Here is a 19,235-nt window from a genome sequence, read left to right as displayed (position 1 = left end):
AGGGTAACCAACGACGTCTATATTGAAAGGTCCAGTCCGCTGCAGGTAACACAAGCGCCCTGACGAGTGGCGAATCCATCAAGCAAGAAGGACTGGTTGATACGGTCACGAAGGGCAATCTTTTTCATCCAGCATTTTCAATCAGGAGATCATCATGACCCAGATCGAAAAAGTACTGTACACCGCCAAAGTCCACACCACAGGTGGGCGGGATGGCGCTTCACGCAGTGATGATGGACGACTCGACGTCAAGCTTTCGTCCCCTGGCACCAAGGGCGATGGCACCAATCCGGAGCAGTTGTTCGCCACGGGGTGGTCAGCCTGCTTCATCGGTGCGATGCAGGTCGCTGCCGGTAAAATGAAGGTCACGCTCCCGCCTGACCTGGCCATTGACGCCGAAGTTGACCTGGGCACCAACCCAGGCGGTTACCTCCTGCAGGCTCGCCTCAACATCAGCCTGCCGGGAATGGATCGCGAAACAGCCCGGGCGCTGGTGGATGAAGGGCACAAGCTGTGTCCGTACTCCAAAGCCACACGGGGCAACATCAACGTCGAAATCAACCTGATCTGAGCCTGTCCTGTTAGGCAACTTGGGCAAGGCATCGCAAGGGTGAAGCTCAGCGTTTCGCCCTTGCGATATGGCTCACGTGCCCCATGCATTCTCTGACTGGCTGGCAAGGCGTCTTCCTGCAATGTGCACGGTGACCGATAAGCGCAAATTCGTAACTCATCGTGACCCTCAACTGAGGCAATGAAGATGAAGCCTACATTCGCGGTTGTTATCGCTACCCTCGCGCTTTGCGTCTCGGCCCTCGCCAACGCAGCTCCCGCCGCCGATCCCCAAGCCATTCAACCCTTCCACGTCAAGGTTGCGGACAAGGAACTCACCGATTTGCGCAACCGTATCGCGGCGACCCGTTGGCCGGACAAAGAGACGGTTTCCGATCGATCACAAGGCGCACAACTGGCGCAGTTGCAAGAGCTGGTTCGCTACTGGGGCACGAACTATGACTGGCGCAAGGCCGAGGCGCAGCTCAATGGCCTGGCGCAGTACGTGACCACCCTCGACGGAGTCGATATCCACTTTATCTGGGTGCGCTCCCCGCACCCGAACGCTCTGCCGATGATCATGACCCACGGTTGGCCAGGCTCCGTGTTCGAGTTCATCAAGGTCGTCGGTCCGCTCACCGATCCGACCGCGCACGGGGGCAACGCCGCCGATGCATTCGAAGTGGTGATTCCGTCCATCCCCGGCTACGGCTTCTCCGGCAAGCCGAGTGGTATCGGTTGGGATCCGGATCACATCGCGCGGGTCTGGGCGCAGCTGATGCAGCGCCTCGAATACACGCACTACGTCGCCCAGGGTGGTGACTGGGGCGCCCCCATTACCAGCGCGATGGCACGCCAGGCGCCGGCCGGATTGCGCGGCATTCACCTTAACCTGCCGGCCACGATACCGGCGGAAGCGAGCGCGGCGCTCGCTGTCGGAGGACCGGCGCCGGCGGGATTTTCCGAGGAGGAGCGCGCGACCTATGACGCCGTCTCCACGCTCGTCAAAAAAGGGAACCTGGCGTACAGCACAATGATGGCCGCGCGGCCGCAGATGATCGGTTACGGCGCGACGGATTCACCGGCCTTCCTCGCGGCGCTCCTGCTCGTGCATCCAGGCTTTGCCCGGTGGACTTATGGCGCCGACCCCCAACAGTCGCCGACGAAGGATGAAGTGCTGGACGACATCACGCTCTACTGGCTGACCAATAGCGCCGCCTCGGCAGCCAGGCTCTACTGGGAGAACAGGGGGCGAAGCCCGCTTTCTTCGGTCGCACAGAAGACCACCGAGATCTCGCTGCCGGTGGCCGTCACTGTGTTTCCAGAGGATGTCTACTGCCCGCCGGAGACGTGGGCACGGCGCGCCTATCGCAACTTGATCTACTTCCACCAGGCCGACAAGGGCGGCCACTTCGCGGCTTGGGAACAGCCGCAGCTCTTTACCGAGGAACTTCGCGTGGCGTTCCGATCGCTGCGCTAAGTTCAAACACCCTTGGGGCCAATCCATTTCGTGACGGTGGGGGTTTGCCACTGTTCAAGCGCATCGATCAGCGCCGACGGATCGGTGTGGAAGATCAGCATTTCGCTGTGTTCGGTTTTCATGAAACCTTCGTTCACAGCATGGTCGAGAAGGCTGCGAACCGGATTGAAAAAATCGTCGATGTTCAGGCAGCCGAGGCCTTTGTGGTGTTCGCCCAATTGAGTCAGGGTCGCGACTTCAAACAACTCTTCAAATGTCCCCAGGCCGCCAGGCAGCGCAATGAACGCATCGGCCCATTCACTCATGCGCGTCTTTCGGCTGCGCATGTCTTGCGTCACTTCATGCCGGGTCAGTCCGCCATGAAGATGCCCGAGGTCAAACAGCAGGCGAGTAATGATGCCGATGACTTCACCGCCTTCGGCGAGTACAGCATCTGCCATGACGCCCATCAGACCCTTATTGGTGCCGCCATAGACCAGTCGCATTCCGCGTTTTGCGATTTCCCGGCCCAAGGCTTGGGCGCCTTCGACATACTCGGGGTTGAAGCCGAAATTGGAGCCAGAGAACACAGCAAGGCTGCGAAGCGGGGGAGGCGTGGGCATCGGAGTATTCCCGGTGGAAGGTCAGCCCCCATGATGCGCACGCCTGGACCCGCGAAAAAGATCCAAGAATTGGCTGATGGACTGGGCCATAGCCCTCGACAGGTGTGCAGCGCCGATGCTTTTACATTAATTCCAGAATGCGTTTGCCAAGCTGTTCGGCGGCGTCTTGCGAGCCGATGTTCGCGAACCCGAGCAGCAGCGCAGAGTCGGTCTGGCCACGGATACTCCAGTCGGTCAGGGCTTCTGCATAAATCCCCGCGTGCTGTAGACGCTCGACCAGCGACTTGTCGGATTGCGGTGCCGTCAGTCGAAGGATCAGGTGCATGCCGCCCGGCTGCGCATCAATGCGAATGTGATCGCCCAGAGCCTTCTTCAGCCCCCTCGCGGTCGCCTCCCGGCGTTCGCCGTAGAGTTTTCGCATGCGCTGGATGTGGCGAGCAAAATGACCTTCGGTCAAGAACGTCACGACGATGGCTTGCGTGAGTTCCGGGCAACCGCCCAGGAAGGTCTGGCTGACGTCTTCGAATCGTTCGACCTGCGCTGGCGGTACAACCAGGTACGCGAGCCGTATTCCAGGAAACAGCACCTTGCTGAAGGTCCCGCAATAGAGCACCCGACCCTCACGATCCAGGCTCTTGAGCGCGGGCAACGGGCGACTGATGTAGCGGTACTCGCCGTCGTAATCGTCTTCGACAATCCAGGCTTGCTGCTGGCTCGCCCACTCCAGCAGCTCCAGGCGTCGTGGCAGCGACAGCGACACGCACAGCGGGCTCTGATGGGCCGGGGTGACGACAGCCGCACGCGCGTCGGGCGAGCTGTTCACACCTTGCGTGACACGCATGCCGTCCTGGTCGACCGGAACGGGGGCAATGTCCATCTGAAGATGTTTCAGCAACTGGCGGGTGGGCAGGTATCCAGGGTCTTCAACCAGCACGCGATCTCCCGGTTTAAGAAGTGCATAGGCGATCAACGCCAGGGTGTTTCGGTAGCCCGACGTGATGAACACTTGAGAGGGCGAGCAGGTAATTCCCCGCGCGACCTGCAGGTAGGTGGCAATCGCGGTGCGCAACGACTCCAGTCCATAGACGGACGGATTGGCCATGTCCGGGATCCGGGTGGCACGCACGCAGCGTGCGCCGATTTGCGACCAGATTTTCCTTGGAAAAGCGTCCAGCGCGGGCAGTGCCATTTGAAAGGGCAGCACCGGTGCCTTTTGCCTGATTGAAGGGCTTCCCGCTGAACCGAAGGGGTGCTCGGTGGGGGCAGAAGACGCCCGGACGTTGATCCCCGGCGCCACGACCGTGCCTGCCTGACCACGAGACTGGATGTACCCCTCGGCGGTCAGGAGTGAGTACGCGGTATCGATCGTTCCTCTTGCCAGCCCAAGTTCTTTCGCCAGTGCCCGGGCCGCAGGAATCCGGTCCCCCGGTGTGAGCGCGCCGTCAGTGATCGCGCCGCGGAACCGCCAATATATTTGCCGGTAAATCGGTTCCGTGGAGGCTGGATCGAGGGGTGAAAAACTGTTGATTTGAGTTGCCATTAGCCTCGCCCGTACATTCCATCGCGCTCAGTCTGCGCCAAAAGCGCTGCCAGCATTAGCCAGCCAAATGACGTTGGCGCAAAAAATAGTCGTGCAGCGCCTGGTCTGTCTTGCTCCGGGCCTGCGCTACCGCCTCCGGGCCAAAGGCTGTGCCTTCAACAGAGAAGAACGTCAGGTCATGCAGCCCGATCATGCCCAGCACGGCTTTTAGATACGGCGTCAGAAAGTCTGGCTGACGTGGGTGCTCCCCTGAAAATCTTCCGCCCGATGACACGGCGATAAAAACCGGACGGTCGCGCAGCAGGCTGGTTTTGCCTTCCGGGCCGACATTGAACGTGCGACGAACGCGAGCAATATGATCGATCCAGAGCTTCAGTGCAGCCGGTACGGTGAAGTTATGCATAGGCGTTCCAATGACCACGACATCGGCACTCTCCAGTTCTTCAATCAGTTCTTCCGAGCGGGCGATAGAACCTTCTTGAGAGACGTCTGCGGACGACTGTTGGGAAATCGCGTAAGGCTCATCCACCTGCGATAGAACATCACCCCCCACCACTCGGTTTATCACGTTCGCCGTTGGATCGTTGTTGAGTAAACACCCAATAATGTTTTTAGAAAGTCTGTAGCTCTCGGAAGTGTGCCCGCGAGGACTGCAAGTCACGTGGAGGATTTTCATGATTCACCCGTTTCTGAAGTGGCGTGTTTGAGGGAATCATTCTAGGAAGCGTATGACCCAGACCAAAGGTCCATGAATGGAGTTTGACACTGGGCCATGAGGGTTAGGGGTGGTGATGATCATGGCCCAGAACACAAGGCTGATCATGGACCTTATCAAATAGACCAAGCCGCAGCACGATGGAGTCCCTCAACCAAGCACTACAAGGATTCATCATGAGCAATCGTCTCGACTACGCCAAGGCTTCACCTGATGGTTACAAGGCTTTTGGAGGGGTGTACGTCTACCTTCAAAATAGCGGTCTGTCACACGAACTGATCGATCTTGTCTACCTTCGGGTTTCGCAAATCAATGGCTGCGCTTATTGCATCGACATGCATTCACGCGATCTGATCAAGCTCGGCGTTGCCGTAGAAAAACTCGTATTAGTGCCCGTATGGCGCGATGCCGGTGACGTGTTCAGCACCCGTGAGCGCATCGCACTCAGTTGGGCGGAAACAGTCACTCGCGTCGCTGAAACGGGCCCGAGGCAGACTATCAAGCCGCTGCTGCCGAGTTCAGTGATAAAGAACTGACTGATCTCACTTATGCGATCGGATTGATGAACGCCTTCAATCGACTCGGCATTACGTTCCGCTCGGTGCCTGCGGCTGCCGGCAACGCTTGAAGTACCCCATAAGTCACTAGAACGCTCACCCCGTCTCGCCGGGCCGTAACGCTTGGCGAGTCAACCAACGGAACGATCACTATGGCATGGGCACTACTTGGCATCGCCGGCATCCTCGAAATCGCATTCGCCTTCTACATGAAGGGCTCTGACGGTTTCACGCGATTAACCCCTGGACTCTTGGCGGCCGCCACTGGCTTGTCGAGCGTCTTTCTTCTTTCACTCTCGCTGCGAACACTGCCCGTAGGGACCGCCTACGCGGTCTGGACCGGGATCGGAGCGGCAGGCACCGCGATTCTGGGCATGGTGCTGCTGGGCGACGCCACGACGGCGCTGCGGATAGCTTGCATCGTGCTCATTTTGGCGGGTGTTATTGGACTGCGGCTGGTCTCGGGAAATTGAGGACCGGCGTTTTCATCCACTTGTGGCCGATTGCTGCCCGTCGCGAAGCACAGCTATGGCAGTAATCGAGATGGCGAGCAGTAGGTGCCTGGCTTTCATGCTGATCTTCCTTGATTGGTCGTTGAAAAATGAAACGTGAGAAACCACAGAACCAAGGCAGTAGCGCTGATCAAGGCGCCCAGTAGGCTTACAGCACTCCAGCCCCATAGCGCATAAACCTGGGTCGCGGCCGCGGCTCCCAGCGCGCTACCGACCGAGTAGAAGCACATGTATGCGCCGACCATGCGACTTTGGGCGTCGGGTCGTGCAGCAAAAATGAGGCTCTGGTTGGTGACGTGTACTGCTTGCACCGCGAAGTCGAGCAGTACTACGCCGCAAACCAGAGCGATCAGTGACGTTTCGGCAAAAGTGATGGGCAGCCAGGAAAGCGTCAGGAGCCCCAGCGAAATGCCGGTAACTCGTTGCGCCAGGCCTTGATCAGCCCAGCGACCGGCTCTACTGGCAGCAAGGGCACCGGCGACGCCGGCCAATCCAAACATGCCGATTGCAGTGTGTGAAAGCGACAGCGGCGGGGCGCTCAACGGCAGCACCATGGATGTCCACAGCACGGAAAAAGCGGCAAAGATCAGTAAGGCCAGAAGGCCCCTGGCGCGTAACGTGCGTTCGGTGATGAACAGTTTGAAGACCGAACCTATGAGCGTCAGGTAGGAGTCTTGGTGCCTTGGCGGCGCCGTGACAGGAACCACTTTCCACAGCACCGCCGCGATGGTCAGCATCAATCCTGAGGACACGAAGTAAACGGCGCGCCAGCCCGCGATGTCCGCAATCAGGCCAGAGGTAAACCGCGCCAGAAGAATGCCCAGGACAATTCCACTGGTTACCGTCCCCACTGCATGCCCGCGTTGTGATGGCATGGCCAACACGGCGGCGTATGCCACAAGTACTTGAACAACCACTGCCAGTAAGCCCATCACGATCATGGCACCCAACAGGGCCAGCCATTGCTGTGCTGCGCCGACCGCCGCGAGTGCAACCGCAGACAGCAGTACCTGAGTCAGAATCAGTCGCTTACGGTTTACCAAATCGCCCAGCGGGACGATGAACAGCAACCCCAACGCGTAACCAACCTGAGTAGCAGTCACGACAATTCCGATCATTGATGAGGCCACACCCAGGCTCTGAGCCATTGAATCGAGTAACGGTTGTGCGAAGTAAACGTTGGCTACTGCCAGCGCGCAGGTGACAGAAAACAATAACGTGAGCGACGGAGAAAGCCCTGGTGACCGGTCGGTCCTGCTGCTTTCTCCGGTATCCGAATGCAGTAATCCCGAAGGCTGCCTGGAGAACCGTTTGGTGGCTGAGTCGGCATCTGCTGTCATGTACACCTCCATGGCGTTAAACTGGTTTCAATTAAAAACTGGATTCAATTGTTGCTGTATCCGGTTTTAAATTGCAACCATATTGCACCAGGCTGGTGGACAGACTTGGCAAATCCACATTCCGGAAGGTCAAAAAGATGGTCGAAGACGCTTCACCGCAAAGCAGCGAATGCCCAGTAGCAAGGACACTGGAGGCCATTGGGGATCGCTGGTCGCTCATGATCATCCGCGACGCTTTTGATGACATTCGCCGATTCAGCGAATTTCAAAAGAGTTTGGGCGTGGCCAAAAATATTCTGGCATCGCGACTGAAAACGTTGGTCGAGGTCGGGGTATTCGACGTTCAACCGGCGTCAGATGGAAGCGCCTACAAGGAGTACGTCCTTACGGACAAAGGACGGGAGATCTTTCCGGTTGTGGTCAGTATGAGGCAGTGGGGCGAACGTTTCCTGTTCAAGCCACAGGAGACGCGTTCTGTGCTGATGGACAACGAGTCCGGCCAGCCTCTGATGCCGATTGATGTTCGCTCATCAAACGGTCAAAAACTTGGACCGTCTGACTGCCACAGAGTGAGACTTGTTGACGGCGAGTCGTGAATCGACAGCAGACTTGCCTCACACCAGAACGACGCTGGGGGAATTAGAGTCAGTGTGCTGGGCGTAGTTGACAAGAGCATGTCGGCTTTTGGCCGATTGCTGACGGTCACGATGGACCAGTAATCGAGCCAAGGCGGACGTCAGATGTTTGTCTGTCAATTGATTGCGCCGGGCCTCTGTACTCGGTCGTCTCAGCATCGTCGCTACCATCAACGAAGAAGGATGATGCATAGACTCTGCTCTACCCAAGTACTGAGTCTGCGATTCTCCGCCTCTAGACTCCTTCGCGCAGTGCTCTGGAAACAAGCGAAAATGCCGGAGAAGGTTGCCGCCTGCTGGGGTAATACAAATAGTATCCAGCGAACGGGGGGCACCAGTCATCGAGTATTCGCATCAGCCTACCTTCCTGAAGATGTGGTTCAAATTCCTCCTCGGGCAGATAGGCAATTCCCAATCCCGACAATGCTGCATCCACTATGTGGACGGACGTATTGAAAGTGAGTTGTCCGGTTACGCGGACGTTCACCTGCTTGCCGCGTCGCTCAAAGTCCCACACGTAAAGCCCGCCTGATGTCTGCATGCGTTGGTTGATACAGCGATGGTCCATCAAGTCGCGTGGGTTTTTGGGAACAGTACGAGTGGCAAAGTAAGCTGGCGCGGCAACGGCCGCCATCCGTAATGGCGGCCCTATGGGCACTGCAATCATGTCTTTGTCGATGGTGTCGCCCAACCGCACACCCGCATCAAAACGATCAGCCACGATGTCTCTGAATCCGTAATTGACGTCGAACTCGACCTCGATATCCGGATATTCGTGGAGCAATGGAGTGAGCTTGGGCAGCAGTGTTTTGCGCAGGACGTGATCGCCGCATGTGATTCGCACAGTCCCGGCTGGCTTGTCACGCAGTTCCGTCAGTACATCCAGTTCCGCTTCTATTTCATCGAAGCGATGGCCGATGGCTTGCAACAGTCGCTCGCCCGCTACTGTAGGCGAGACGCTGCGCGTGGTACGTGTGAGCAACCTGATCTGGAGGCGCGCTTCCAGGCCGCTGATGGCCTGACTCAGCGCAGATTGGGTGACCCCCAGGATCGAGGCAGCGCGAGTGAAGCTGCCCTCGCGCGCCACGGTGACAAAAGACAGCAGGTCGTTAAGGTTTCTTCTGACCATATTGCATCAGCCCTGCAGATTATTGATTAGCCTTACTTATAGCCTCATTAAGTATTCATTAGCTAGTCAGTGGAAAGTCCGTACCTCACCATTCCATTCATGAATACGAATGAAAATGAGGCCCCGATGGCTACTGTTTTCCCAATGGCTGAGGTAAATGATCAACCCGCTTACTGGAGCGGGGTCTTTGCAATGACGCTTTGCGTTTTCGCGCTGATCGCGTCGGAATTCATGCCCGTCAGCCTGCTGACACCGATAGCCGTTGATCTTCATGTCACTGAAGGGCTGGTAGGGCAGGGCATCGCGATCTCCGGGGCATTCGCGGTACTGACCAGCTTGTCGATTTCGGGGCTGGCAGGTACCTTCGACCGCAAAACGTTGTTGCTGGCGCTGACCGGGCTGATGGCTCTATCCGGTGTCGTGGTCGGGATGGCGCCAAACTATCTGACGTACATGGTCGGCCGTGCGCTCATCGGCGTGGTGATCGGTGGTTTTTGGTCCATGTCCGCTGCAACGGCCATGCGCCTGGTGCCTGCCAACCAGGTGCCGAAGGCATTGGCCATCTTCAACGGCGGTAACGCGTTGGCGACAGTGATTGCCGCACCACTGGGCAGCTATCTGGGTTCGGTCATGGGTTGGCGTGGCGCTTTTTTCTGCTTGGTGCCGGTAGCGGCGATCGCGCTGATCTGGCTATGGACCAGCCTGCCGGTCATGAAGGCGGATGAGCGTACGCCGGGCTCCGGCAATGTCTTCAAACTGCTGAAGCACCGGTCCGTGGCGCTGGGCATGGCCGGGTGCGCCGCGTTCTTCATGGGGCAGTTCGCTCTGTTCACCTATTTGCGGCCGTTCCTCGAAACAGTGACGCAGGTTGACGTAACCACGCTGTCGATGATCTTGCTCGTGATTGGCGGAGCGGGCTTCATCGGCACCCTGATTATTGGCACGTTCCTGCGGCGTGGGCTATTTCGGACACTCGTCACCATTCCCTTACTGATGGCCGGGATCGCCTTGGCATTGATTCCCTTTGGAACCTCGGTACTTGCCGTTGCTGTGATGCTCGGTCTATGGGGGCTCGTAGCTACGGCGGCGCCTGTGGGCTGGTGGGGTTGGATTGCACAAGCCCTACCCAGGAATGCTGAGGCCGGCGGCGGCCTGATGGTGGCCGTGATTCAGTTAGCCATCGCTATGGGCTCTACGGTTGGCGGTCTGCTGTTCGATAGCAGCGGCTATCAGAGCACTTTCGTGGCGAGCGCAGCCGTACTGCTACTTGGGGCTTTTCTGACTGCTTTGACTTCGCGCTCGAAAACACCCCAGGCCACTTGAGCCACGCACAGAGCAGGTAGACGTCATGACCATGAGCAGCCTCGGTACCCCTATTAACGATCTGCGTATCTTCGCCTCAGCAATCGAGCACCGCCGAGTCTGGAGCCTGAAGGGCCTGCGTTGGCTGGGATTGCTGTATGGAATGCTTTTAATCGGCGGTTACGAAGCCCGCCAACATCCTGCATCTGGCTCACATGAAACAGCTGCGAAAGATGCCGCATCGGCGTCGTTGATATTGGAGGAAACACGCATGTGGATGGACGTCGGCGAGCATCGTTTCGCCATTACTTTGACCGACTCTGATACCGCTCGCGCGTTTGCCGCGATGCTTGCGCTGACGTTGGAGATGAGCGATCTCAACAGCAATGAGAAATTCGCCAGTCTTCCTGAAGCGTTGCCCACCCATGCGAGTGCCCCAGGAACGCTGCGCAATGGCGATCTCATGTTGTATGGCACGGACACGCTGGTGGTCTTCTACCTGACCTTCAACTCGTCGTACTCGTACACGCGCCTCGGTCGTGTGGACGACCCTGTCGGCCTGTCTCAGGCGCTAGGTCTGCGTGATGTGCGGGTCGTGTTTTCCAAAGACTAATTTCTGCACATGAATAGGGTTTCCAATGAAAAAAATCATTCTTCTACTCACGCTTCTTGTCAGTTCACTTTCAGCAATAGGAGCGGATATGTCTAACGGCGCCGATAATTTTTATACGAGCGAAAAAGTGACCGTGCAAAAAGTCACGTTCAAAAACCAATACCAAATGAACGTGGCCGGGAATCTTTTCACGCCCAAAAATCTGGATCGCAGCGCGAAGAGTCCCGCTATCGTTGTCGGCCATCCGATGGGTGCGGTCAAGGAGCAGAGCGCGAACCTCTATGCCACGAAAATGGCGGAGCAGGGCTTCGTGACGCTGTCCCTGGACCTTTCGTTTTGGGGCGAAAGCGAGGGACAACCTCGCAACGCTGTCTCGCCGGATATCTATGCCGAGGACTTTAGCGCGGCGGTGGATTTTCTGGGTACCCAGCCTTTCATTGACAGGGAGCGGATTGGAGCCATCGGGATTTGTGGCAGCGGCAGCTTCGTGATCAGTGCGGCCAAGATCGATCCACGCATGAAAGCCATCGCAACCGTGAGCATGTATGACATGGGCGCAGCCAATCGCAATGGATTGAAGCATTCACAGACGCTTGGGCAACGTAAAGACATCATCGCGCAAGCAGCGCAACAACGTTATGTGGAGTTCACTGGCGGTGAAACCCGCTACACCAGCGGTACGGTGCATCAACTGGACGAGAATACGCATCCTATCCAGCGTGAATTCTACGACTTCTACCGCACACCGCGCGGCGAGTACACGCCACCCAGCTCGACGAAGGAACTGACGACGCACCCGACGCTGGCCAGCAACATCAAGTTCATGAACTTCTACCCGTTCAATGACATTGAGACGATTTCACCTCGTCCGATGTTGTTCATTGCAGGCGCAGATGCGCACTCAAGGGAATTCAGCGAAGAGGCCTACAAGTTGGCCGGTCAACCCAAGGAGCTTGTCATCATTCCAGGCGCTGGTCATGTCGACCTCTATGACCGTGTCAATCTCATTCCCTTTGACAAGCTGACGACCTTTTTTCAGAGCAACCTGAAGTAATCGATTGATCGGGTTTCCCTCGCAAATGAGCCTCACGAAAGTGAGGTTTTTGCAGCAATCAGATAGGCTCCCTCATGTCGTTTATCCAAGGTATTTAGCGATGCGTGAATGTCCGCTTCTGGCCGAATGCAGCCGTTGGATTACCTTTGCGAAGCATACGTGGGGATAGGGATTCGACCCCCTTCTCGTATCCACGAGGAATGCTCCAGACCAGTAAAAGCGACGGCCTCCCAACTGGCCAATGAAAGACTTTTCCACACCCAAGCAGGGGAGCTACTTTTTTAACAAAGTCAGTCGTTTGCGACCTCTCGCTGGGGCCGCTATCAGCCAGAGGGACTTCAGTGCACTCATAAAGCGCAGAAAGCCGCTCAAGTTATTGGATAGACAAACTGCGCTCAATCCAGTCAATAATCCATTTGACGTCAGGATGAATGTCCGACGACGGAGTTACCGCCTGACAAAATTCGATAGATATCGAGACATCTATCGCTTTCAAGAGCTGGCCAGTCTTAAGTTGCTCTGATACGAGCAGGTGAGTTGCTAGCGCAATTCCTGCGCCTTGTTCGGCTATCGTGAGAGCTATGTCATTACTCGTATGGGCAGTAGCTGCCTTAATATCAACATCCACACCAGAAGCTCTAAGCCAGATTCGCCACCACTCACCGTCATCTACGTGAATGAGTTCTCGAGAAAGAAGAGATTTAACGTCACCACATTTGCCTGCCCTATCCAAGTAGGAAGGTGAGCAAACAGGGAACACGGCTGGCTGGATGAGCAGCTTGTGGGGAAATACAAATTCATCGGGCATGCCATAAGTAATGCAAAGGTCCGCACTGCGAATTACGGCATCCGTGATGCGGGTGACTGGTTCAATGGACATTCACATGGCCGGGCACGCTTGAGACAGTGCATTCAACCTTGGGGTAAGCCACCTTGAAGCAAAAGCAGGGGCGCATACGATACTTATCCACCGCTCTTGGTCCTTCTCTCCAATGGCATTTCCCGCATCTATCAGCGTCTGGAAGCCTTTATTGACTGCGACAAAATATAGCTTTCCGGCAGGAGTCAGATTAACCCCTCGGGGTGTACGTTGAAAAAGTTTGATTTTTGCCCATGGTAGGTGTCAGGCACCCACTGAAAGATGGGATTAGGGTCTCCTCATTTTAATGCATTAATGCAACGCTTGAATCAGGGAGTTGAAGAAAACACCCTGCTCGCCATACAACACATCAGGTCCTTCAGCGTGCTCCCAAGTGGACCACTGGACCATAATCAAATTTTCCTTCTGATTGATTGCGATCGCTTGGCCGAAAATGCCATAGGCCCAAAAGGTTTCGTCTGAATTAAAGGTACTTGTAGGTGCATAGGAAGCCTCATCACCGGGCGCAAAGCCCATATACCACCACTGATATCCATACTGACCCTTCGGAGCCCATGACTTTACGGATCCGTCTGCGTTAGTCCAATCCGTAGAACGCTTTATCCAGTCGCTAGGCAGGACATGTTCGCCGTTAGAAAGTACGCCATTATTGGCCACAAACAGACCGAAGCGACCCCAATCTCGCAATGTTGCGTTGAAGCCATGGCCACCCATATCAACTTTTCCAGGTTTAAGCGCATACCAAACACCGTCTCGCTCCATTCCAGCTGGCTGCCACACTTTTTTCTCCAAGTATTTGGCGATGGTCATTCCGGTTGCACGTTCCAAAACCAAACCTACCAGCCAAGCCCCACCAGTGTTGTAGCTCCAGCGCTCTCCTGGTTTTACACCGGGATTTCGGGCGAGGCCGCTAACGAGCGAGAGGATACAACTGTAAGGATCTTTAGTGGTCTCGCATAAAATCATCTTGGAAACATCGGAATTGGGATCAGCGTAATCCTCACTCCATTGTATGCCGGAAGTATGTTGCATGAGTTGGTGCAGCGTTACTCCTTCCCATGCCGTACCTTCTAGCTCGGGAATATATTTCGTGATCAACGTATCAACCGATTCGATGGCATGGTCTTTTATCGCCGCACCAATGAGTACAGATACAATGGATTTAGCAACTGATCTGGATGCCCAAAGCGTCGTCTCATTAACGCTGTTACCGTAATGCTCAAGGACAATTTTGCCGTTCTTTATTACCAGCAATCCCGCAGCGCTTTGATTTTTTAGGTAGTCACTAATGCCAAGTTTTTTGTTGTCTAACTTATATTCCACATTTGAAATAGATTGGCCGGCCGGTAGCTTTTGTATGTTATTTTCGGAGCTAAAAAAAACATCACCACCATAAAGGTGGTACATATTTTTAGAACCAACAACCCTTTCACTCTGACTCCAGGTAATTTTTTTTTAGGGTCAGGAATAATTCTATCGACCGGTTCTGGGCAAGAGTGCATCATATAACCATAGCAAGCCATAAGAGGGCTGGCATAAGCTTCCTGCCAAAGTAAACTGCCGATAAGCAAGCTGCAAATTTTTATTGACTTGATCGCGCTGTTGGAAATTATTATTTTCATGGCGGGCCTCAATGAACTATTCAGTGTATCCACTCATAGCGTCATCTGTTGGTTATGCGGAATTCCGCTTGATCAATATAGTCATCGGATCAAATATTCCAAATTGAAATCATCAAAAACATGTAATTTCGAAATACCAATTTGAGGCAAAAAACTACTGTATATTCCGATTGGCTATTCCTGTAAAAAATTTGAGACAACTAGGGGTGAGTATCGACCTTCACTTATTGTTAGAGTTGCAGGAGGGGAATCATGGCCATTGATCGATCACGCCACTACGCATCATAAAAAGTCCTGGCTCTTCAACGTCAGGCCCAAAGGCATCACGGCTACCGAGTGGTTGAGATCGTAGTTATTGACTGGTGATTAAATATTGAATCACCTCTGGCTTTATAGACACACCCGAATGACAGCTTTTGGCCGAAAGCGGCCACTTACAAACCACCACCCAAGACCTTGAGATACTCCGGACTCTCGGAGATTGAGTTGTGCCCCGTACCCGGTATGACCTTCAGCGACGCCACCCCATTGGCGAAATGCGTGAAGAGCCGCTCCGTGCTGGAACGCGGTATCACTTCGTCGTGCTCAGCCGCGATCAACAGCGTCGGCACCGTGATGTGGGCGGCGTACCTCCAGGATTCAAAGGTGTCCTTGAGCAACCACTTCACCGGGAAAATGGGGAACTGCCGGGCGGCGAGTTCTTCAAGACTGTTGTAGGGCGTGATCAGCACCAGACGCGCCGCCGGGCGTTGGCTGGCGAGGCGCACGGCGACGCCCGAGCCCAGGCTGCGACCGACAACCGTAATGTGTGGATGGGTGGCGTAGACCTGGTCAAACAAGGTCATGGCGTCGCGCGAAATCATCTCCTCGGAGGGCGATCCGGAACTGCCACCGTAGCCTCTGTAGTGAAGCAAGTAGAGGGCGTGATCGGCAAAGGCTTCGGAAAACGAAGGCAGGCTCCGGGAGACGTCCTCGGCATTTCCACCGAAATAGATCAACGCGTTGGGCCCCGCGTGCGGTCTGACGGACACCAGCACCTGCGCGTCGGCGACTGACAGCGTGAGCAGCGTTGCCGATGTGCCGACAGCGCGAGGTTGCGGGTAGTAGATGAGGGCGCGCTGGAAGATGAACAGCGCAGCGCAGAGCGCCAGATACACGACGGCAACGATGACGAGGAGGGACACCAGTGTTCGTGACATTCGGCTAACTTTAGTGGGCGGCATTGACGGCTCTGGCCGGAAGACGGCTATCGCTTGATCGCTGTCAGAGTGTAGTAGACCGATAGCGCGACGCACCGGGAGGGCACCCATGCCCAACGTTGTGAAATGGCTCAACGTTCTGCCCTCCGAAAGAGCGGCGCTGAGGCTGGGTTTCGCCTTCCATTTCTGCGTGCTGGCCAGCTATTACCTGGTACGACCGCTGCGCGATGCCTTGGGTCTTGAAGGCGGAGCCGACAAGTTGCAGTGGCTGTTCACGGCCACTTTCGTGGTGATGCTGCTGATGGTGCCATTGTTTGGTGCGCTGGTTTCGCGGCTGCCGGCCACCCGTTTCGTGCCGTTGATCTATCGCTTGATCGCCTTATCGATGCTGGTGTTTGGTGTGTTGATCGCCCATCACGTTGCGCCGGTGGCGGTTGGCCGCGTGTTTTTCGTCTGGATCAGTATCTATAACCTGTTCATTGTCTCCATCTTCTGGAGCGTGCTGGTGGACCGGTTTTCCAGCGAACAAGGGCGGCGGTTGTTCGGCTTCATCGCGGCCGGTGGAACGCTGGGTACGTTCATCGGGCCTTTACTGGCTGCGACCATGGCCACCCGGTTTGGCCCGATGGCGTTGACCGTCGCCGCGGCGGTGCTGCTGGAGGTCGCGGTGCGCTGCTATCGGGCACTGTTGTCCCGTACCGCGTCGCAGGCAGGCATACGGTCGCTGGATGATCGGCGCATGGGTGGCAGCATGCTCGCCGGCATCACGCTGATTCTGCGCTCGTCTTATCTGCTGGGGCTGGTGTTGTTCATGCTGTTGCACACCAGCGCGGCGACCTTGTTGTATTTCGAACAGGGGCGAATTGTCGCCGGTAGCTATGCTGATGTGGCCAGCCGGACGCAATTCTTCGCCGTCGTCGATTTGATCGTGTCGGCACTGACCTTGATGTTTCAGCTCATGCTGACGGCACCGTTGATCCGTCTGATTGGTATCGGCGGGGCGCTTGCAGCATTGCCGTTGGCGACAATCGTGGCGTTCGCCGCCATGGCCCTGGCGCCCATGCCTGCAACCGTGGCGCTGGCACAGGGGCTGCGCCGTGCGGTTGAGTTCGCCATCGTGCGTCCGGCGCGAGAAGTGTTGTGGACGGTGGTCAGCCGGGAAGAAAAATACAAGGCCAAGAATGTGATCGAAACCCTGGTGTATCGCGGCGGAGATGCCGCCAGTGGCTGGCTGTCCGCCGGGTTGACGGCGCTGGGAGCCGGTTTCGGTCTGGTGGCGCTGGTGATCGTGCCGTTTGCCGGGCTGTGGGGCGGGTTATGCCTGTGGCTGGCCAGGCAGCAGGAGCAAAGGGCTGATAGCAAAAATGTGGAAGGACAATTCCATGAGCCACACTGATGGCTACACGCGTCGAAAAATACTCACGCTGGCTGCCGGAGTTTCGGCGGTTTTCACCCTCGATCCGGCCTTTGCAGCATCTACGCCGTCGACGGAAACAGGAGGCAAGAACATGCTGACCCGGGCCATTCCATCCAGCGCCGAGCCATTGCCGATCGTCGGGTTGGGCACGTATCGCGGCTTTGATGTCGAGCCTTCAAGCCCCGCCTACAAGCAGCTGCCAGCCGTGCTCAGTGCATTGTTCGAGAAGGGCGGGACGGTGATCGACAGTTCACCCATGTACGGTCGCGCCGAACAGACGACCGGTGAACTGCTGTCGATTCATGAGCCACGTTCGCCGGCCTTCCTGGCCACCAAGGTGTGGACCCGTGGCCGCGAAGAGGGCATCGCGCAGATGGAACAGTCCTTCAAACTGCTGCAGACCGACCGTATCGACCTGATGCAGATTCACAACCTGCTGGACTGGAAAACCCATTTGCCGACCTTGCGCCAATGGAAGGAAGAAGGTCGCATTCGCTACATCGGCATCACCCATTACACGGCGTCGGCGTATGACGAGGTGGAAGCGGTGCTCAAGGCCGAGCCGTTGGACTTTTTGCAGATCAACTATGCCCTGGACGATCGCGGGGTCGAGAAACGCATCCTGCCGCTGTGTCGCGAGCGAGGCGTGGCGGTGATCTGCAATCGGCCATTCGGCGGCGGTGATTTGCTCGCCCGCTTGAAGGGCAAGCCGCTACCGGGATGGGTCGCGCAAGTGGGCGTCAACAGCTGGCCGCAACTGGCGCTCAAGTTCCTGCTCACGCATTCGGCGGTGACCTGCGTCATCCCCGGCACCGGCAACCCGCGTTACATGGCGGAAAATGCGCGTGCCGGGTTCGGCCCGATGCTGACGGGGGCGCAGCGCGAGCAGTTGATTGACGTGGTGGGGTAGGCGCGTTTGCGAGAGCCGTCAGGTGTTGTCCGGCGCCAGAAGGAAGCGCTTCGGGATGGCCTCAGCAAACGGATAAAACGAAAACCAGGGCCTGGCTTCGTCAATGACCCGTTGAACGGAGGGTCTGTTCATCAGCCTGTCGAAATAGGCTTTCAAATGGTCATGGTTGTCGGGGAACGGCTCGAGCGTGCTGGTATAGAAAAGTGCCGGGGCGGCGGCGCAATCGGCCAGGCTGAAATCGTCACTGGCGACCCAGGTTCTGCACGCCATCTGACGGTCGAACATGCCGTACGCCGTCTGTAGCGTGGAACGTTCTCTGGTCAAATCGCCGTTAGCGGCGCGCATGCGATCAAAGACAATCTGTTGGAGCGGCCCCTGCAGATAGTGGTCGCAGATACGGTCCCACAGACGAACCTCCAGCGCGGTGTCCCAATTGTTGGGAATGAGCGGATGTGCACCTGGATAAAACCGGTCCAGGTATTCGATGATGATCGTGGTCTCCGCCACGTTGCGCTGGCGAGTGTGGTCGCGGATGACCGGGAATTTGCCGATCGGCCATAGCGCTTGCAGCTCTACTCTGTCTGCATCGTTCGCGAGATCGATGATGCGCTTTTCGAATTCGACAGCGTTTTCGTAGAGCGCGATGAGCACTTTGTGGCAGAACGATGACAGCGGATGATAGTAAAGAGTCAGCGACATCTTCAGCGCCTCACAAGAAGTGGCCTCCATCAGCATAGTCGCCGTCCGGATTGGTTCGAAACGCAGTGCTAGACTTTTTAGGTTGGACGAGAAAGCTGGAGGTATGCCATGACTGCTCAATCGATGGATAAAGAGCACATCAGTGTTGTGGTGCGCAATTATGTAGAAGGCATGGTATTCGCCGACGAAGCCTTGCTACGACAGGCTTTTCATCCCGCTTGTCGCATCATCGGCCACTACCATAAAGAACTGGAATGGTTATCGCTGGAAGACTTTATCAGCGCGATCAAGGCCGAGGGCCCGGCGGCCAAAGAGGTCAAACCGTTTTGGGAAACCGTTAGCGTTGATGTAACGGGCGATGCCGCCGCCGTGAAAGTCATTGATGACTACGTCGGTATGCGGTTCACGGATTATCTGTCGTTACTGAAAATCAATGAACGCTGGATGATTGTTAACAAGGTGTATTACCTGAACGAATAG

The 19,235-nt window shown here is 56.3% G+C and carries 19 protein-coding genes and 1 pseudogene; 11 read left to right on the top strand and 9 right to left on the bottom strand.

The window, feature by feature from the left end; all coding sequences use genetic code 11:
* The first annotated feature begins 154 nt into the window (after positions 1-154).
* A complete protein-coding gene (locus ACYZT5_RS11615; RefSeq protein WP_462051224.1) occupies positions 155-571 on the top strand; it encodes an organic hydroperoxide resistance protein in 417 nt (138 codons plus the stop codon).
* Between the two features lie 186 nt (positions 572-757).
* Positions 758-2,029, top strand: coding sequence for an epoxide hydrolase family protein (locus ACYZT5_RS11610; RefSeq protein WP_462051223.1), 1,272 nt, complete (start codon positions 758-760; stop codon positions 2,027-2,029).
* A 2-nt stretch (positions 2,030-2,031) separates the two neighbouring features.
* Here the strand turns inward: ACYZT5_RS11610 and ACYZT5_RS11605 are convergent, their stop codons facing one another.
* From ACYZT5_RS11605 to ACYZT5_RS11595, 3 genes are all read right to left on the bottom strand, one after another.
* Positions 2,032-2,631 carry an LOG family protein gene (locus ACYZT5_RS11605; protein ID WP_462051222.1) on the bottom strand — a complete coding sequence of 200 codons (600 nt, stop codon included), beginning with the start codon at positions 2,629-2,631 and terminating at the stop codon, positions 2,032-2,034.
* Positions 2,632-2,752: 121 nt separating this feature from the next.
* On the bottom strand, positions 2,753-4,171 hold the full coding sequence (gene pdxR / locus ACYZT5_RS11600) for a MocR-like pyridoxine biosynthesis transcription factor PdxR (RefSeq protein ID WP_462051221.1): 1,419 nt from the start codon (positions 4,169-4,171) through the stop codon (positions 2,753-2,755).
* 55 nt (positions 4,172-4,226) lie between these two features.
* A complete protein-coding gene (locus ACYZT5_RS11595) occupies positions 4,227-4,847 on the bottom strand; it encodes an FMN-dependent NADH-azoreductase (RefSeq protein ID WP_462051220.1) in 621 nt (206 codons plus the stop codon).
* A 215-nt stretch (positions 4,848-5,062) separates the two neighbouring features.
* On the opposite strand from ACYZT5_RS11595, the pseudogene ACYZT5_RS11590 reads away from it, so the two are divergent.
* Together ACYZT5_RS11590 and ACYZT5_RS11585 are read left to right on the top strand one after the other, a co-directional pair.
* Positions 5,063-5,514: pseudogene (locus ACYZT5_RS11590) on the top strand (carboxymuconolactone decarboxylase family protein).
* An 81-nt stretch (positions 5,515-5,595) separates the two neighbouring features.
* Positions 5,596-5,916, top strand: a complete 321-nt coding sequence (locus ACYZT5_RS11585) for a DMT family transporter (protein WP_462051219.1) — start codon at positions 5,596-5,598, stop codon at positions 5,914-5,916.
* 95 nt (positions 5,917-6,011) lie between these two features.
* On the opposite strand, the gene ACYZT5_RS11580 is transcribed toward ACYZT5_RS11585, so the two are convergent.
* A complete protein-coding gene (locus ACYZT5_RS11580) occupies positions 6,012-7,295 on the bottom strand; it encodes an MFS transporter (protein WP_462051218.1) in 1,284 nt (427 codons plus the stop codon).
* A 137-nt stretch (positions 7,296-7,432) separates the two neighbouring features.
* Between ACYZT5_RS11580 and ACYZT5_RS11575 the strand changes: the two genes are divergently transcribed.
* Positions 7,433-7,891, top strand: coding sequence for a winged helix-turn-helix transcriptional regulator (locus ACYZT5_RS11575; protein WP_462051217.1), 459 nt, complete (start codon positions 7,433-7,435; stop codon positions 7,889-7,891).
* 274 nt (positions 7,892-8,165) lie between these two features.
* Here the strand turns inward: ACYZT5_RS11575 and ACYZT5_RS11570 are convergent, their stop codons facing one another.
* Positions 8,166-9,059, bottom strand: coding sequence for a LysR family transcriptional regulator (locus tag ACYZT5_RS11570; protein ID WP_462051216.1), 894 nt, complete (start codon positions 9,057-9,059; stop codon positions 8,166-8,168).
* Positions 9,060-9,158: 99 nt separating this feature from the next.
* On the opposite strand from ACYZT5_RS11570, the gene ACYZT5_RS11565 reads away from it, so the two are divergent.
* The 3 genes from ACYZT5_RS11565 to ACYZT5_RS11555 are packed head-to-tail and all read left to right on the top strand — an operon-like array spanning position 9,159 to position 12,028.
* Entirely contained in the window at positions 9,159-10,382 is a 1,224-nt protein-coding gene (locus ACYZT5_RS11565) for an MFS transporter (RefSeq protein WP_462051215.1), read from the top strand.
* A 31-nt stretch (positions 10,383-10,413) separates the two neighbouring features.
* Positions 10,414-10,974: a cyclophilin-like fold protein gene (locus tag ACYZT5_RS11560; protein ID WP_462052236.1), complete on the top strand. Its 561-nt coding sequence runs from the start codon at positions 10,414-10,416 to the stop codon at positions 10,972-10,974.
* 25 nt (positions 10,975-10,999) lie between these two features.
* Positions 11,000-12,028: an alpha/beta hydrolase gene (locus ACYZT5_RS11555; RefSeq protein ID WP_462051214.1), complete on the top strand. Its 1,029-nt coding sequence runs from the start codon at positions 11,000-11,002 to the stop codon at positions 12,026-12,028.
* A 373-nt stretch (positions 12,029-12,401) separates the two neighbouring features.
* Here ACYZT5_RS11555 and ACYZT5_RS11550 read toward each other — a convergent pair whose 3' ends face one another.
* The 3 genes from ACYZT5_RS11550 to ACYZT5_RS11540 all read right to left on the bottom strand — a co-directional run bounded on the left by ACYZT5_RS11550 (position 12,402) and on the right by ACYZT5_RS11540 (position 15,753).
* Complete coding sequence (locus ACYZT5_RS11550; RefSeq protein WP_462051213.1) at positions 12,402-12,908, bottom strand: LysR substrate-binding domain-containing protein; 507 nt, start codon at positions 12,906-12,908, stop codon at positions 12,402-12,404.
* Between the two features lie 291 nt (positions 12,909-13,199).
* Complete coding sequence (locus tag ACYZT5_RS11545) at positions 13,200-14,315, bottom strand: serine hydrolase domain-containing protein (RefSeq protein WP_462051212.1); 1,116 nt, start codon at positions 14,313-14,315, stop codon at positions 13,200-13,202.
* Positions 14,316-14,964: 649 nt separating this feature from the next.
* Positions 14,965-15,753, bottom strand: a complete 789-nt coding sequence (locus ACYZT5_RS11540; protein WP_462051211.1) for an alpha/beta hydrolase — start codon at positions 15,751-15,753, stop codon at positions 14,965-14,967.
* A gap of 85 nt (positions 15,754-15,838) precedes the next feature.
* Between ACYZT5_RS11540 and ACYZT5_RS11535 the strand changes: the two genes are divergently transcribed.
* Together ACYZT5_RS11535 and ACYZT5_RS11530 are read left to right on the top strand one after the other, a co-directional pair.
* Positions 15,839-17,125 (top strand): NTP/NDP exchange transporter, encoded by a 1,287-nt coding sequence (locus ACYZT5_RS11535; protein ID WP_462051210.1) that lies wholly within the window; start codon positions 15,839-15,841, stop codon positions 17,123-17,125.
* Positions 17,112-18,056, top strand: coding sequence for an aldo/keto reductase (locus ACYZT5_RS11530; RefSeq protein ID WP_462051209.1), 945 nt, complete (start codon positions 17,112-17,114; stop codon positions 18,054-18,056). The genes ACYZT5_RS11535 and ACYZT5_RS11530 overlap by 14 nt, the downstream gene beginning before the upstream one ends.
* An 18-nt stretch (positions 18,057-18,074) precedes the next feature.
* Here ACYZT5_RS11530 and ACYZT5_RS11525 read toward each other — a convergent pair whose 3' ends face one another.
* Positions 18,075-18,755: a glutathione S-transferase family protein gene (locus tag ACYZT5_RS11525; protein ID WP_462052235.1), complete on the bottom strand. Its 681-nt coding sequence runs from the start codon at positions 18,753-18,755 to the stop codon at positions 18,075-18,077.
* Between the two features lie 108 nt (positions 18,756-18,863).
* On the opposite strand from ACYZT5_RS11525, the gene ACYZT5_RS11520 reads away from it, so the two are divergent.
* On the top strand, positions 18,864-19,235 hold the full coding sequence (locus ACYZT5_RS11520) for a nuclear transport factor 2 family protein (protein WP_462051208.1): 372 nt from the start codon (positions 18,864-18,866) through the stop codon (positions 19,233-19,235).

The sequence above is a fragment of the Pseudomonas sp. LB3P14 genome, from assembly GCF_054898045.1.
The sequence above is the reverse complement of the archived record's forward strand: the minus strand, read 5'-3'. Positions and strand labels throughout refer to the sequence as shown.